General features: G+C 38.8%; 15 protein-coding genes. 14 read left to right on the top strand and 1 reads right to left on the bottom strand.

Going from position 1 to position 15,719, the window contains the following annotated elements:
• The first annotated feature begins 50 nt into the window (after window positions 1-50).
• From QK255_RS08815 to QK255_RS08770, 10 genes are all read left to right on the top strand, one after another.
• Window positions 51-578: a YqeG family HAD IIIA-type phosphatase gene (locus tag QK255_RS08815; RefSeq protein WP_002290848.1), complete on the top strand. Its 528-nt coding sequence runs from the start codon at window positions 51-53 to the stop codon at window positions 576-578.
• On the top strand, window positions 575-1,684 hold the full coding sequence (yqeH, locus tag QK255_RS08810; protein ID WP_002290850.1) for a ribosome biogenesis GTPase YqeH: 1,110 nt from the start codon (window positions 575-577) through the stop codon (window positions 1,682-1,684). The genes QK255_RS08815 and yqeH overlap by 4 nt, the downstream gene beginning before the upstream one ends.
• A gap of 15 nt (window positions 1,685-1,699) precedes the next feature.
• Window positions 1,700-2,011 (top strand): ribosome assembly RNA-binding protein YhbY, encoded by a 312-nt coding sequence (gene yhbY, locus QK255_RS08805; protein WP_002290852.1) that lies wholly within the window; start codon window positions 1,700-1,702, stop codon window positions 2,009-2,011.
• Between the two features lie 9 nt (window positions 2,012-2,020).
• Window positions 2,021-2,671: a nicotinate-nucleotide adenylyltransferase gene (locus QK255_RS08800; protein WP_002287632.1), complete on the top strand. Its 651-nt coding sequence runs from the start codon at window positions 2,021-2,023 to the stop codon at window positions 2,669-2,671.
• The gene (gene yqeK / locus QK255_RS08795; RefSeq protein ID WP_002287635.1) at window positions 2,655-3,248 is read left to right on the top strand and encodes a bis(5'-nucleosyl)-tetraphosphatase (symmetrical) YqeK; all 594 of its coding nucleotides are present in this window, start codon (window positions 2,655-2,657) and stop codon (window positions 3,246-3,248) included. Before QK255_RS08800 ends, yqeK begins: the two co-directional genes overlap by 17 nt.
• Window positions 3,249-3,268: 20 nt before the next feature.
• Entirely contained in the window at window positions 3,269-3,628 is a 360-nt protein-coding gene (rsfS, locus tag QK255_RS08790) for a ribosome silencing factor (protein WP_370531476.1), read from the top strand.
• 3 nt (window positions 3,629-3,631) lie between these two features.
• Window positions 3,632-4,372 carry a class I SAM-dependent DNA methyltransferase gene (locus tag QK255_RS08785; RefSeq protein WP_002287639.1) on the top strand — a complete coding sequence of 247 codons (741 nt, stop codon included), beginning with the start codon at window positions 3,632-3,634 and terminating at the stop codon, window positions 4,370-4,372.
• Window positions 4,373-4,588: 216 nt separating this feature from the next.
• Window positions 4,589-5,740, top strand: a complete 1,152-nt coding sequence (locus QK255_RS08780; RefSeq protein WP_002290858.1) for a nucleotidyltransferase — start codon at window positions 4,589-4,591, stop codon at window positions 5,738-5,740.
• 130 nt (window positions 5,741-5,870) lie between these two features.
• Window positions 5,871-6,590 (top strand): YebC/PmpR family DNA-binding transcriptional regulator, encoded by a 720-nt coding sequence (locus tag QK255_RS08775; RefSeq protein WP_002290860.1) that lies wholly within the window; start codon window positions 5,871-5,873, stop codon window positions 6,588-6,590.
• Window positions 6,591-6,768: 178 nt separating this feature from the next.
• A complete protein-coding gene (locus QK255_RS08770; protein WP_002290861.1) occupies window positions 6,769-7,416 on the top strand; it encodes a hypothetical protein in 648 nt (215 codons plus the stop codon).
• Between the two features lie 82 nt (window positions 7,417-7,498).
• Here the strand turns inward: QK255_RS08770 and helD are convergent, their stop codons facing one another.
• On the bottom strand, window positions 7,499-9,778 hold the full coding sequence (gene helD / locus QK255_RS08765; RefSeq protein ID WP_002342240.1) for an RNA polymerase recycling motor HelD: 2,280 nt from the start codon (window positions 9,776-9,778) through the stop codon (window positions 7,499-7,501).
• 277 nt (window positions 9,779-10,055) lie between these two features.
• Here helD and QK255_RS08760 point away from each other — a divergent pair, with 277 nt between their 5' ends.
• From QK255_RS08760 to QK255_RS08745, 4 genes are all read left to right on the top strand, one after another.
• Entirely contained in the window at window positions 10,056-11,879 is a 1,824-nt protein-coding gene (locus QK255_RS08760; protein WP_002290865.1) for a heavy metal translocating P-type ATPase, read from the top strand.
• 46 nt (window positions 11,880-11,925) lie between these two features.
• The gene (gene thmT / locus QK255_RS08755) at window positions 11,926-12,105 is read left to right on the top strand and encodes a 2-hydroxymuconate tautomerase (protein ID WP_002287649.1); all 180 of its coding nucleotides are present in this window, start codon (window positions 11,926-11,928) and stop codon (window positions 12,103-12,105) included.
• Window positions 12,106-12,440: 335 nt separating this feature from the next.
• Window positions 12,441-14,384 (top strand): threonine--tRNA ligase, encoded by a 1,944-nt coding sequence (gene thrS / locus QK255_RS08750; protein ID WP_002290867.1) that lies wholly within the window; start codon window positions 12,441-12,443, stop codon window positions 14,382-14,384.
• A 223-nt stretch (window positions 14,385-14,607) separates the two neighbouring features.
• Entirely contained in the window at window positions 14,608-15,456 is an 849-nt protein-coding gene (locus QK255_RS08745; RefSeq protein ID WP_002290869.1) for a MurR/RpiR family transcriptional regulator, read from the top strand.
• Window positions 15,457-15,719: the final 263 nt, after the last annotated feature.

Here is a 15,719-nt window from a genome sequence, read left to right as displayed (position 1 = left end):
TTGAGGAGTACTTTATGTGCTCCTTCATTTTTTGCAGATGAGGAGACAGCATGTTTTCAAATTACAAACCAACATGGATGGTAGAAGCCATCTATCAGATTACACCTGCCCAATTAAAGAATCTAGGCATCAAAGCAGTATTGACCGATTTAGACAATACGTTGATTGCATGGAATAATCCAGATGGAACAGAAGAGTTGCTTACTTGGATTTTAGAAATGAAAAATGCAGGAATCCCTGTTGTTGTTGTTTCAAACAATAATTCAAAACGTGTCGCGCGAGCGATTGAAAAATTTGATCTTTTGTATGTTGCACGAGCAATGAAACCTTTAGCAAGAGGGATCAACATAGCAAAGAAACAATTGGATTTAGCAGATGATGAGATAGTAATGGTAGGCGATCAGATTATGACTGATATACGTGGAGCCAATCGTGCAGGGATACGTAGCATCCTTGTAAAACCCATTATCGCAACAGATAGTTGGAAGACACAATTTAATCGTTTTTTGGAAAAAAGAATTATGGCCTATCTATTAGCAAAACACCCTGATATGGGCTGGCGAGGTGGAATCGAATGACAGAAGAATTACAATGTATCGGCTGTGGTGCCGTTATACAAACAAACAAACCCGGTGAATTAGGATACACGCCGCAAACGGCTTTGGAAAAAGGTTTAGCTTCCGGGGAAGTCTATTGTCAGCGTTGTTTCAGATTACGCCATTATAATGAGATCCAAGATGTCTCATTGACGGATGACGACTTTTTGCGCTTACTGAATGAATTAGGGCAAAAAGATGCATTGATCGTCAATGTGGTGGATATTTTTGACTTCAATGGTTCACTAATCCCAGGACTACACCGTTTTGTCGGTGACAATCCAGTACTTTTAGTTGGGAACAAAGTGGATATATTACCTAAATCATTGAAAAAAACTAAATTAACACAATGGATGAAGGAACGTGCTTACGAAGCAGGAATTCGTCCAGTAGATGTATTATTAACTAGTGCTAAGAAATCTCATGAGATGACGGAACTATTAGAAAAAATCGAAGAATACCGCGATGGACGGGATGTCTATATCGTCGGGGTAACAAATGTCGGAAAATCGACGCTTATCAATCAAATCATCAAAAATACAGCGGGAGTACAAGATGTAATCACAACTTCGCAGTTTCCAGGAACGACCTTGGATAAAATCGAGATTCCTTTAGATGACGGGCATTTTTTGATTGATACACCGGGAATTATCCATCGCCATCAAATGGCGCACTACTTAGGTAAAAAAGATTTGCGGATCATTGCACCGTTAAAAGAAATCAAACCTAAAGTTTATCAGCTGAATGAAGGGCAAACACTTTTCTTGGGCGGGCTTGCAAGATTTGATTTTATCAGCGGCAATCGTGCTTCATTTATTGCTTATGTGTCGAATGATGTTAATATTCATCGAACAAAACTGGAAAAAGCAGACGAATTTTATCAAAAACACGTAGGTGGGTTATTGCAGCCGCCTCGTCCTAATGAAGTCGAGGAATTTCCCGAGCTTGTTCGTTTTGAATTTTCCGTGAAAGAAAAAACAGACATCGTTTTTGCCGGTCTAGGCTGGATCACCGTAACAGCACCAGCAGTAATTGCTGGCTGGGCGCCAAAGGGTGTAGATGTCTTGAAGCGAAAAGCATTGATTTAAGGAAGAAGGAAAATTATGAGTTTAAGAGGAAAACAAAAGCGTTTTTTACGTAGCCAAGCGCATCATCTTCAGCCGATTTTTCAAATCGGAAAAGGTGGGATCAATTCAGCAATGATCGTTCAAATTGAAGAAGCTTTAGAAAAAAGAGAACTGATCAAAGTATCGTTACTTCAAAATACAGATGAGATTGCAGAAGAAGCAGCTCAAGTATTAGAAAAAGAAATAGATTGCGAAATCGTCCAAATCATTGGACGTGTTATCGTATTATACAAACCTTCCACAAAAGAAAAGTATCAAAGGCTATCAAAAGAAGTAAAAGCAATATAAGGAGTGACCATGATGAATACGCAAGCTAAGACATTTGTTCGTTCACAATTATTTCCTGAAGAAATGCCTCAATTCCTAGAGAAGAAAAAGCAAGTAGGGATCTTGGGCGGAACATTTAATCCCGTTCACCTTGCACATTTAGTGATGGCTGAACAAGCTGGCCGGAATTTAGGTCTTGACCGCGTATTTTTGATGCCTTCTTATCAGCCACCTCATGTTGATGAGAAACAGACGATTGATGCAAAACATCGACTCAACATGTTGGAATTAGCTGTGGAAGACAATCCTTTTTTGCAGATTGAAACGATTGAATTAGCTCGTGGTGGGAAAAGTTACACCTATGATACTATGAAGGAATTGACGCAAAACAATCCGGATACAGATTATTACTTTATTATCGGTGGGGATATGGTAGAATATTTGCCAAAATGGTATAAAATCGATGAGCTGACTTCTATGGTCAACTTTGTGGGTATACGTCGACCAGGATACACAACGGATACTCCATATCCTGTAATTTGGGTAGATGTACCTGAGATCGACATCAGTTCCACGAAAATACGTCAAAAGATCAAAGAAGGCTGTTCTATCCGCTACCTTGTTCCAGATAAAGTAATTGATTATATTCAAAATGAAGGGTTGTATGAATATGGACTATAGTAATGAATATACTGCTTATTCTAGAGAAAACCTGATGCAAAAAATACAGATGAGAATGAGCGAACAACGCTTCAAGCATGTGCTTGGAGTAGAAGAAACAGCCGTGGCTCTTGCCAAAAAATACGGTGCTTCTCCTGAAAAAGCTAGTATTGCTGCATTGACACATGATTATGCAAAAGAACGACCAGATGAGGAGTTCAAAATGGTAATCGTAAGAGACGGTTTTGATCCAGAGTTATTGAATTATAATAATGCAATCTGGCATGGTCTTGTTGGCGCTTCGTTTGTAGAGCGGGAATTAGGAATCACCGATGCAGAGATTCTTCATGCAATCCGGGTGCATACGACTGGGGCTGCTAAGATGAGTCTCCTTGACAAAATCATTTATGTAGCAGACTATATTGAACCAGGTCGAGATTTTCCTGGGGTACAAGATGCACGAGCCATTGCATGGGCTGATCTAGACGAAGCTGTAGCATTTGAAACAAAACATACATTGGCCCATTTGCTTGCGCAAGAACAACAGATTTATCCAAAAACAATCGAAACATATAATTACTGGGTAGCAAAAAAATAAGCTGCTCATATTAGGAGGAAATCATCATAGATAGTAAAGAACAATTAAAAATTGCGGTTGAAGCAGCAGATTCAAAACGGGCAGAAGACATTATCGCTTTAGACGTTCGAAATGTTTCCTTGTTGGCAGATTATTTCATGATCTGTTCAGCAAATAGCGAACGTCAAATCAACGCAATTACAGAAGAAATCATTGATAAAGAAGAAGAAAACAAATATGAAGTAAAACGTATTGAAGGAAAAGAAGGCGGAAAATGGGTATTGATCGATCTTGGAGATTTGATCGTACATGTTTTCCATGCGCCAGAACGAAGTTTCTATAATCTGGAAAAACTATGGTCAGATGCTCCGCTAGTCGATCTTAGTGAATGGTTGGATTAACATATGGCTTATGAAACATTTGCTTTCATTTACGATGAAGTGATGGACGAAACACTTTATCAGCAATGGCTAGCTTTTTCGAAACGTCATTTACAAGAAGACACAAAAAATATTTTGGAACTGGCATGCGGTACTGGAGCATTAGCGGTTGCCTTTGCAAAAGATGGATATAAAGTGACAGGGTTAGACCTTTCAGAAGAGATGTTGATGATTGCCAGCCAGCGAGCATATGAAGAAGACGCATCGATCCAATTTGTGGAAGGCAATATGCTCGATTTATCAGAAATCGGACAATATCAGGCAATTACCTGTTTTTCTGATTCGCTGTGCTATATGAAAAATAGACAAGAGGTACAGCAAGTGTTTGATGAAGTCTATCAAGCGTTAGAAGAAAATGGCCGATTTTTATTTGACGTACACTCCACCTATCAAGTAGATGAGGTTTTTCCAGAATATAGCTATCATTATCAAGGGGATAATTTTGCTTTTTTGTGGGATAGTTATCCAGGAAGCGAGAAACACAGCATCGAACATTTTCTTACCTTTTTCGTTGAAGAACAAGAAGGGTCTGGTCGATTTATTCGTGAAGATGAACTACATCAAGAGCGTACCTATCCATTGGAAAGTTATTTAAGAATGCTGGAAAACAGCGGCTTTTCGAAAGTCGAAGCATTTTCTGATTTTACAGACGAAGCAGCATCAGAGAAATCAAAGCGCTGGTTCTTTGTAGCATACAAAGACTAGCGGTTTTGCCTGCTCGAGTTAACAAGAAAAGAATAAATCTTCAACATAAATTATATATCCGAACGATATAGGCATTGCTCTTGCAGTGCAGCTTTTCGTCGCAGAAGTATTGTGTTTGCGAGAATAGTTTATATAGTTCGGGTATTTTTTCCGATTTTTGCCTTTTTTTACTTGTCTCTATTTCTTTTTTATCGATAACTATGAAGGAGGATGCGCATGAAAAGCTGCGGGATTATCGTAGAGTACAATCCTTTTCACAATGGACATCGCTATCATGTGGAAATGGCACGAAAAACAACAGGAGCAGAGGTCGTCATTGCTGTAATGAGCGGGAATTTTTTGCAACGAGGCGAACCGGCTATCATCGATAAATGGCATCGCGCGAATGAAGCTTTACAAAATGGTGTGGATTTAGTAGTGGAGCTTCCCGTCGAATGGGCGGTTCAGTCAGCTGACTATTTTGCTAAAGGTGCAGTAAAAATCTTGCAAACACTGGACTGTGACAGTTTGTGTTTTGGAACAGAAGAAGAGACTTCGTTTGATTACAGCAGTTTCGGACGCTTTGTCCAAGAGAATCAAGATAGGATAGAAGAGGCATTTCAAGAACTGTCTGATCAAACGTATAGTTATCCGCAAAAAATGACTGAGGTTTTTCGCAGTCTGTATCCCGATATTGTGCTTGATTTTTCTTCGCCAAATCATATCTTGGGATTAAGTTATGCAAAGGAAAATGCCAAGTATGTCCACCCTATGGAATTACATCCGATCCGACGTAAAAGTGCAGCCTATCATGAAAAAATCATCACAGATCAGACGATAGCCAGTGCAACAGCCATTCGCCATGCGTTAGAAGAAGGAAAAAGGATAGCTGGACTTGTGCCGCCTCAGACAGAAGAAGATCTTTCCACTTGTTCGCTGCAGACTTGGGAATCTTATTGGCCGTATTTGCGTTATCGGTTGTTATCTTCTACTTTGCTGGAACTGACAGATATCTATCAGATGACCGAAGGAATAGAATCGCGCATGAAAACAGCAGCTGCAACTGCTGATAGTTTTGAGGATTTTGTGTCAAAGGTAAAAACAAAAAGATATACATGGACACGGATCCAACGATTATCTTGTTATGTCTTGCTGAATATCAAAAAGCAAGAGATTCCTATCCAACAAAATAAAAATTATCTTCGACTACTTGGATTTACCGATGCTGGAAGAAGATTCTTAAAAGAAAAAAAAGAGATTTCTATTTATTCCCGAATCGGAAAAAAAGAGGCACAAGAAGCGGAACTGTTAGTTAGAAGTGATCAAATCTATCAATTGGGAGGCAATATTCCAGAACAGAATTTCGGACAAATCCCAATCCAAGTATAGACCTTTGACTGAAAATGAGAAGAATGAAGGAAGAAAGAAAAAAAGCTTCACAGAATCGTGATTCACAAGTATAATGGAACAGGACGTTTTTGCGTTATGAAACTATCAAATCAGAAAGCGAAGTGAAAATATGGGACGTAAATGGGCAAATATCGTAGCAAAGAAAACTGCTAAAGATGCTAATAATAGCCGGATTTATGCAAAATTTGGGATTGAAATCTACGCGGCAGCAAAATCAGGTGATCCTGATCCGCATGCAAACCAAAAACTACGTTTCGTCATTGATCGCGCTAAAACTTATAATGTACCAAAACATATTATTGACCGAGCAATCGAAAAAGCAAAAGGTGCAGGAGATGAAACATACTCTGAATTACGTTATGAAGGATTTGGACCAAGCGGCTCAATGGTGATCGTTGATACATTGACAAACAATGTGAATCGAACAGCAGCAGACGTACGAGCAGCTTTTGGGAAAAATGGCGGGAACATGGGTGTTTCTGGAGCGGTTTCTTATATGTTTGACAATACAGCGATCTTTGCATTTGCAGGAGAAGACGCTGATGAGATCCTTGAATATCTAATGGAAAAAGACATCGACGTTCGTGATGTGATGGAAGAAGATGGACAAATCATCGTTTACGGTGAAGTAGCGGATTTCCATAGTATCCAAGAAGCATTAAAAGAAAAAGGAATCACTGATTTTTCAATTGCTGAGATCCAAATGATTCCTCAAACCGAAGTTACATTATCTTCAGAAGACCAAGAAACATTTGAAAAAATGATTGATGCGCTAGAAGATCTAGAAGATGTACAGCATGTGTTCCATAATGTGGCATTAGAAGACTAAGCAATCAGTTTTAACGAAAAGCATTCAGTCTTTTTCAAAAAGCAGGACAATCTCACTAACAGATTGTCTTGTTTTTTTGTGTGATTTATTTTCTATTCTAATTCAACCTGTGGTATGATGAGAGCATAAGTATCATATGAAATGATATGAAGTATGTGGAAGATGGACGGGGAAGAATATGGAAGCAAAAATCACTTTAGAACCTTTTGAACGTATCTTAAGCGGTTACCGCAAAGTAGAAGAGTTAGCAGTGAACGTAACTGATTGTTCAAAATTAGCGCAAAAATACGCAAGATTCGGCGTTGAAGGCTATCGATTAGGAAACTATGTCGGTACAGGGTATCTGAACCGTTATTTAGAGTGTATGGTGGACCGCGCACCAATGCTGATTTATAGACAAAAATATTTGATTCCGCTGCTTTTTCGTCGTTCTGATTCAGCCTTTCGGTTATTTGAAGAAGAGTATCGGATGGAGGCTTTCTTTCTACTATTGGAGTGGAGCTTAAAGCATCATCCTGAAAAAATTCTCATCGAAAGAAATGAGAAGATAGATACGAAAAAAAATAAAGTGGTCGATAGTGCATACCTAGCATTTCGTGTATCAGAAATTTTGGATTGTGGGGGGTATCCAATCAGCAATTTCCAATCAATCGATCAGTTCATTGAATGGAACCGAATTTACCGATTGATCGACAATGGCGGTATTGGACGTCATAGCAAGGTATTTGACCCAGAATATCCAGAAAACATGGAAGAACTGAAAATGATTATTTCGCTTGTCAAATTAAAATATCCTGAAACAGATTTGGATTTATATATAGAATAAATGATAGAATTACTTTTTCTGCAATTATTACTGTAACTAAAAAGACAACTACTAACATTAACGATAGCAGTTGTCTTTTTAGTTACAATACTTTTTTCTCATAAGATGAAATATCCATATTGTTTAACAAAGGACTTTCATTATTGGATGTAAAAAGTGTCAATTCATGCATCGCGCGTGTACACATGGTGTAAAGGATCAATTTGTCTTGTTGAGAAGAAAAATGATCTGCATCTACATCCCACAAGAAAACTCGGTCAAACTCCAGACCTTTTGCTAAAAAGGCCGGAAGTAAAATAATGGAACGCTTCATAAAATCACTCTCATTTAAAATCAGCTGGACTTGTTGTTTCAACTCGTCTGGCAGTTGAGCATAAAGAGTCTCGCATTCTTCTTGGGTTTTAGCAATGATTGCTGTACGCCAATACCGGGCTTTTCCCTGAGTCGTTCGAATGGTATCTGCTAACCAATTCAGTTTGACATCATCAGTTGTTCCTTGGATGAGCAAAGGCAAATCGCCTTTTCTTGCTGTAGTCTCTACTTGATGTTCTTTTGCAATAAAGTGATTAGCAAAATCAGTGATTTCTTTTGTGGAACGATAGCTTGTCGTTAATTGGAAACGGGTGACTTCACGGTCCACGAAAAGTTCTTCCAATGATCCCACGATCGTTTCATTTCCAAAGACATTTTGATTTAGATCTCCACAGAAAGTCAAATTTGCTTTTGGGAACAAGGCTTGCAACAATGCGACTTGTGATGGTGCGAAATCCTGCATTTCATCAATAAAGATATAGCGAGCTTTGTGTGTGACCGTCACCGGATACGTTCGGCGCATCAGTAAAAAGAATAGGACAGCATCCTCTTGGGGCAACTCTCTTTGACGCAAATGTGTACGAATAGTTGCTAAATGTTCTTGCCATCTGGTCTCGCTGATTTTATGCCGTGTCAGAAGAGAAAGTGGCACAGTTTGTAAAAAGTGGAGATATTGTTTCGTTATATTGACAAATTGATAATTCATGATTCCTCGATGAATTCGACGGAATCGTTTACGTACGATTTGGTTAGCCAGTTTTTTACGTAAGGAACGCTCCTTTTGTTCTGTATATTCAAGATTAGGATCTGTTGCGTATAGTTCTTGGAGCTGCTCTTCCGCGAGATCTTTGACCCATTGCTGACGTGTTTCATCTTTTTGCAGACCGCCTAATTTTTTCAGTAGTTTCGTTTGTAATAGAGAGAGTCTGTGGTGTAAGGGAAGTTGTTCATTTGTTTCTTTATACCATTGGCGAATCGATTCCTTTGATAGGATCGTACGGCCATTTATTTTCATATCACGGAACAAGGGACCGTAGCTTGTGATGCTTTGGATATAGCGATCAATCTGATCCACTAAGGTCAATCCGCTTTTCATCACTTGTATCGGATCTTTTTCGCCTAGCAAAAAACCACTTTCCTGTTGCTGTTCGTCTAATAAAGAAAACTCTGGCAACAGCTGTGAAATATAATTTTTGAATGTTTGTGTAGGCACACCGCTTTCACCTAATGAAGGCAATACAGTCGAGATATAATCAGAAAACAAATGGTTTGGTGAAAATAGAAGCACGTTTTCTGCCTCTAGCCATTTGCGATTATGATACAACAGAAAAGCAATACGTTGAAGCAGAGCAGACGTTTTTCCGCTTCCGGCGATTCCTTCAATCAGCATCACTTTACTTGTTGTGTCCCGAATGATTGCATTTTGTGCTTTTTGTATCGTAGAGACGATATTTTTCATATGGTTGCTTGATGCTTCGTCCAATATCTCTAGCAAAAAGTCATCGTTGATTACTTCCGACGTATCTACCATAGATAAAATACGTCCTTCTTGGATTTTAAATTGTCGTTTCAACTGCAGATCGACATCTATTCTATCTGTTTCAGTTTCATAAAATGCGGGACCAATCTCACCTTCATAATAAAGGTTGGCAATTGGTGCGCGCCAGTCAATAACAATTGTTTCTTCTGCTAGATCTCTTAAAGAAGCGATACCTAGATACAATGTTTCTGTTTCACGGTCTTCTTTAAAATCGATACGGGCAAAGTAAGGACTGTCTTTCATAACAGACAACGTTTGTAGGCGTTTTTGCTGCGCCTCAAGAGTATGATATTTTAAAAGCAATTCTTGCTCATGTTGGCGATATTCAACAGCAGATTCATAAAAAGCTTCATTGGAACCAGCTCGAATCTTGTGATTAGCTGTGTCTTTTGTCGAATGATTCATTTCTTGAGTCAATTCTCGTTGTTTTGTATCCAGCATATTTTGTTCGATCTGGATTAGTTCGATCGTTTCATCCACGTGCGTTTGTTCTAGTTGTTTCTCATTCATCACATGTTTGCTCCTTCCGCCGTAAATAACGAATTAAAAGTATAGCACAGTTTTTCGAAAAAAGGTACTTTTTAACGGATGAATCGAAAAAAGTCCTCTTTGCTCGATAGATTCGTTTGTCGAACTGGCGACTATTGGAAACGCTGATAGTGATAGTTGTTTTCAATTAAGGCCTATTGTTTTAAAAAGTGTTAAGCAAGGACTATGCTTAAGAGAAAGAGAGGCAACTGAAGATGGATGACTAACCTCTAAGTCACAAAAAAGAGGAGAAGAAACTATGACACATTTTAAAAAATTTTTACTTACTTTATTTATTGGCGGAGTAGCTTTGTTAAGTGAATTTGTTTTCCATCAGCCGGGACTTGCTTTTATGATTGTTGCATTTACTGGAGGGATTCTCGCCTTCTTGATGTTTTTGGAAATGATCAAAACATTGCGTTCAGGAAGATATGGTGTAGATATATTAGCGATTACCGCAATCCTTGCAACATTAGCCGTCAAAGAATATTGGGCTAGTTTGATGATATTGATCATGCTTACAGGTGGAGATAGTCTAGAAGATTACGCGAATAAACGAGCAGGTAAAGAATTGCAATCTTTATTAGACAACACCCCAAGAATCGCCCATCGATTCAAAGAAGGAAGATGGCAGGATATAGTAATTGATGAAATAAATGTGGATGATCAGCTGCTAGTCAAGCCTGGCGAGCTTGTACCAGTTGATGGTCGAGTGATCAAAGGAGAATCATCAGTCGATGAATCTTCTTTGACAGGAGAGTCTCGTCCAGAAACAAAGAAACCTGGAGATCAGATCATGTCTGGGTCTTTAAATGGAGACGGATCAATCCAAATGATTGCTGAAAAACGCGCTGCAGATAGCCAATATCAAATGATCATTAAATTAGTCGAAGAATCAAAAGAAAAACCTGCCCGATTCGTCCGTTTAGCTGATCGTTATGCGGTTCCCTTTACATTGATCGCATATTTGATTGGCGGTATTTCTTGGTGGTTCTCAAAAGATCCTTTGCGTTTTGCAGAAGTATTGGTCGTAGCATCGCCTTGTCCATTGATTTTAGCTGCGCCGATCGCTTTAGTTGCTGGGATGAGCCGTTCAAGTAAAAACGGGATTGTTGTTAAAACTGGAACAACAATTGAGAAGCTCGCACGTACAAAAACGATTGCTTTTGATAAAACAGGAACGCTTACCAAAGGAATATTAGAAGTAGAGGCGATTCAACCAGTCAATGGAATGAAAAAAGAAGAGCTACTTATGTATGCAGCAAGTGCAGAACAGGAATCTAGCCATATCTTAGCTCGTTCGTTAGTGAACAACGTGAAAAACAGCCAACTGTATCCTGTTAGTCAACTGAAAGAAGTGACAGGTCAAGGAATCCAAGCAGTAGTCAATAATCATGACGTAAAGATTGGACGCGCTTCTTTTGTTTCAGTGGAAGAAATCGAGACTTCTGAAACAGCAATCTATGTAGCCATTGATCAATCCTTTGCAGGAACCATCCTATTTTCGGATCAGATTCGCTCAGAAGCAGCAAGGACAATCAAAGAGCTAAGAAATCTTGGTGTGAAAAATTTGATGATGATTACCGGAGATGGATCAGCCATTGCTCAAGCGATTGCAGAGGAAGTCAAATTAGATTCTGTACATGCTCATTGCTTGCCTCAAGACAAATTGACTATTTTAGAACGTATCCCTAAAGATCAACGACCTGTGGCGATGATAGGAGACGGTGTGAATGACGCACCAGCACTTGCTGCTGCAGATATCGGCATTGCAATGGGCGCTCATGGTTCTACAGCTGCTAGTGAAAGTGCAGATGCGGTCATCTTGAAAGATGATCTTTTGCGTGTAGCAAAAGCAGTAGTGATCTCAAAAGATACGATGAGAATAGCGAAACAATCTGTACTGATTGGCATCTTTATTTGTATTTTTTTGATGTTAATAGCAAGTACGGGTCTGGTTCCTGCGTTATTCGGGGCTGTTTTGCAAGAAGTCGTGGATACGGTCTCTATCCTAAGTGCGCTGAGAGCAAAAAAAGACCCAGCCATTTTTCCGGATTCAGTACCCAAGACAAACATAGTATGATAGAATCGAGATGAAAAAAGAACGATCAGAAAGAGGAGAGAACATTATGCCATTCGTACATGTCGAATTAGTAGAAGGTCGCAGTCCGGAACAATTAGAAAATATGATGAAAGATATCACGGAAGCTGTTCATAAAAACACGCAAGCACCAAAAGAACACATCCATGTTATCATCAACGAGATGAAAAAAGGAACATACGGTGTAAATGGGGAATGGAAAAAATAAGTTTGGTTTCACACTTGATTTTTCTATTTATTAGTGGTTAAATAAACACATAATTGATTGATGAGAAAGCCAACTGAATTTGAGAGTCTTCGATAAGAGAGGAAAAGCTAGGCTGAAACTTTTCCAGGAGAAAACCAAAGGATGACCACTTTCGAAACCCTTGTTGAAGCAAGGGCGGTCGGACCGTTACAACGTTTGAGGAACGCATGTGCGTTTGAACATTAGGTGGAACCACGAACTTTTCGTCCTAGTATCTCTTTTCAAGAGATACTAGGATTTTTTGTTTTTCAGCTTGATGATCTGATCAATCAAAACATTTCAAGGAGGAAACTATTATGATAAAAATTACTTTTCCAGATGGTGCAGTCAAAGAATTTGAGGCTGGTACAACAACATTGGCAATCGCTGAAAGTATTTCAAAAAGCTTAGCAAAAAAAGCTTTAGCTGGTAAAGTGAACGGCAAACTTATTGATTTGACTCGTCCAATCGAGGAAGATGCAAGTATTGAGATCGTCACACCAGACCATGAAGATGCACTTGGATTAGTCCGACATTCAGCAGCTCATTTGATGGCTCAAGCAATGCGCCGCCTCTATCCAAATATCCACTTTGGTGTTGGGCCAGCTATTGATTCAGGGTTTTACTATGATACAGACAATGGACAAAATCAAGTAACTGCAGAAGATCTTCCCGCAATCGAAGCAGAGATGATGAAAATCGTCAAAGAAAATCTGCCAATCGAACGCCGTGTTCTTTCGAAACAAGAAGCATTAGAAATTTTTGCAAGTGACCCGTACAAAGTAGAACTGATTAGTGAATTGCCAGAAGAAGAAGTGATTACTGCCTATCAACAAGGTGAATTCATCGATTTGTGCCGTGGACCACATGTTCCGTCTACTGGTCGTATACAAGTATTCAAATTATTATCAGTGGCAGGTGCTTACTGGCGTGGAAACTCAAACAATCAAATGATGCAACGAGTTTACGGAACAGCCTTTTTTGATAAAAAAGCTTTGAAAGAATATATCCGTCTGCGTGAAGAAGCAAAAGAAAGAGATCATCGTAAACTAGGGAAAGAACTTGACTTGTTTATGGTTTCTCCAGAAGTTGGTTCTGGTTTGCCATTCTGGCTTCCAAAAGGGGCAACAATCCGACGTACGATCGAACGTTATATCGTAGACAAAGAAGTTAGTCTAGGTTACCAACATGTGTATACACCGATCATGGGAGATGTTGAGTTGTACAAAACATCTGGACACTGGGATCATTATCAAGAAGACATGTTCCCGCCAATGGATATGGGAGATGGCGAAATGCTTGTTCTTCGTCCAATGAACTGCCCTCATCACATGATGGTCTACAAAAACGCCATCCATTCTTACCGTGAATTACCAATTCGTATCGCTGAATTAGGAATGATGCACCGCTATGAAAAATCAGGTGCTTTGTCAGGTTTACAACGTGTACGAGAAATGACGTTGAACGATGGTCATACATTTGTTCGTCCTGACCAAATCAAAGATGAATTTAAGCGTACGCTTGAATTGATGGTCGCAGTATATGCTGACTTCAATATTACAGATTATCGTTTCCGCTTAAGCTACCGCGATCCAAACAATACAGATAAATATTTTGATGATGATGCAATGTGGGAAAAAGCCCAAGCAATGCTGAAAGCTGCTATGGATGAATTAGAGCTAGATTACTTTGAAGCAGAAGGTGAAGCAGCCTTTTACGGACCAAAATTAGATGTCCAAGTCAAAACAGCTCTTGGGACAGAAGAAACATTGTCAACTATACAATTAGACTTCTTATTGCCGGAACGTTTTGATTTGACATATGTTGGAGAAGATGGGGAAAATACGCATCGTCCAGTGGTTATCCACCGCGGAATCGTTTCTACGATGGAACGTTTTGTCGCCTATTTGACAGAAGTATACAAAGGCGCTTTTCCAACATGGCTAGCACCAATACAAGCGACAATCATCCCTGTTTCTGTTGATGCACATGGCGATTATGCTTATGAAATCAAAGAACGCTTGCAAATGAAAGGTTTACGTGTAGAAGTCGATGACCGCAATGAAAAAATGGGCTATAAGATTCGTGCCTCTCAAACACAAAAAATTCCTTACCAATTAGTTGTCGGTGATAAAGAATTGGAAGATGCAACAGTGAATGTACGTCGTTACGGAAGCAAAGAAACAGCTGTAGAAGATTTGAATATCTTTATTGATGCTATGGAAGCAGAAGTCAAAAATTACAGCAGAGAAAACAAATAGATAAGTTGCCTATAAAAAAAGCACTAAATAAAAAACAATCCAAACAATAGAGAACAGATATTCCACAATCCCACAGATGGTCAATAGAATTTGCGGGATTGATGGAATGAGCTATCCTATTGTGCGGATTGTTTTTTTTGTTTTTTTATCCAGTACACGACCGTTAACAAGGAACTGATATGGTATACTTACATAGACGATTATTAAAAGGATGGAGGAACTTATGAGCGTAATTAGTCGTATTGAAAGTATGATGGAAGATTATTCTTCAGCAGAAAAAAAGTTGGCCAACTACATTATTGGAAATATTGAGAAGGTCCCCACAATGACAGCTAATGAATTAGCGGAAGCTTCAGGTTTGAGTGCGCCGACAGTTGTACGTTTTTCAAAAAAAATCGGGTTTCAAAGTTTGACGGACTTCAAAATCACGATTTCAACAGAACTACAGACTGGAATCGATGAAGGATTTAGCGATATCGAAGCAAATGAGTCCTTTTACTCTATCAAAAACAAACTTGGGAACAATGCGCAAGTAGCGATAAAAGAAACAGTAGATATTCTGGAAGAAGAAACGATCCAAAAAGTCGTAGAATGTTTGGAATCGGCTGAGTCTGTTTTTTTATATGGTGTTGGTGCCTCTTCTTTAGTGGTAGAAGACATTCTGCAAAAATGGTCTCGTGTCGGTAAGCCAATCATTTTTGAAAAAGATATCCATGTCTTGCTCCCACAACTTGTCAGCAATGAGAAGAAGAAAGTACTTTGGCTTGTTTCGAACTCAGGGAGAAGCGCAGATGTAGTTGCATTAGCTGAGCTAGCAAAAAATATGAATATCGAGATCATTGCGTTGACGCAATTTGGAAATAACCCACTTAGCAAGATAGCCGATGTACTCGTACAAACATCAAGACCGAAAGAAATCACCAATCGAAGTGCGGCAACCAATTCACTTTTGGCCCAATTCGCTACGATTGATATCATTTTTTATTTTTATATGGCTAAAAACGAATCACTTAGTGAAAAAGTGAAAAAAACAAGAGAAGCAATCCAAGACTATTTTATGGATTCAAAATAAAAAAACTAAATTTACCTTACTATTTTTGATATAAGTTTTTTTAGAATAACAACTTATAGTTTTCCACAAAGAAATGTTCTATTAAAGTGTTTCACGACTTTAGAAAGCATAATTTTCAAAAATAAGTTTATTTTTTAATGAAAAAAATAGTTGGATATGCAACTTCAGAGGTTTGCTGTGAAACAAAAAGTTGATTTTATCTTGAAATTAGGTAAAGAATTTCTTGCTCCGCTCATTTTTTCTTTTTTATTAAGAAGTTTTTG

Source organism: Enterococcus sp. ZQ21 (genome assembly GCF_030053755.1).
GTDB classification, from domain to species: Bacteria; Bacillota; Bacilli; order Lactobacillales; family Enterococcaceae; genus Enterococcus_B; species Enterococcus_B lactis.
Note: the sequence above shows the minus strand (reverse complement) of the source record. Positions and strands in the feature narration are given on the sequence as shown.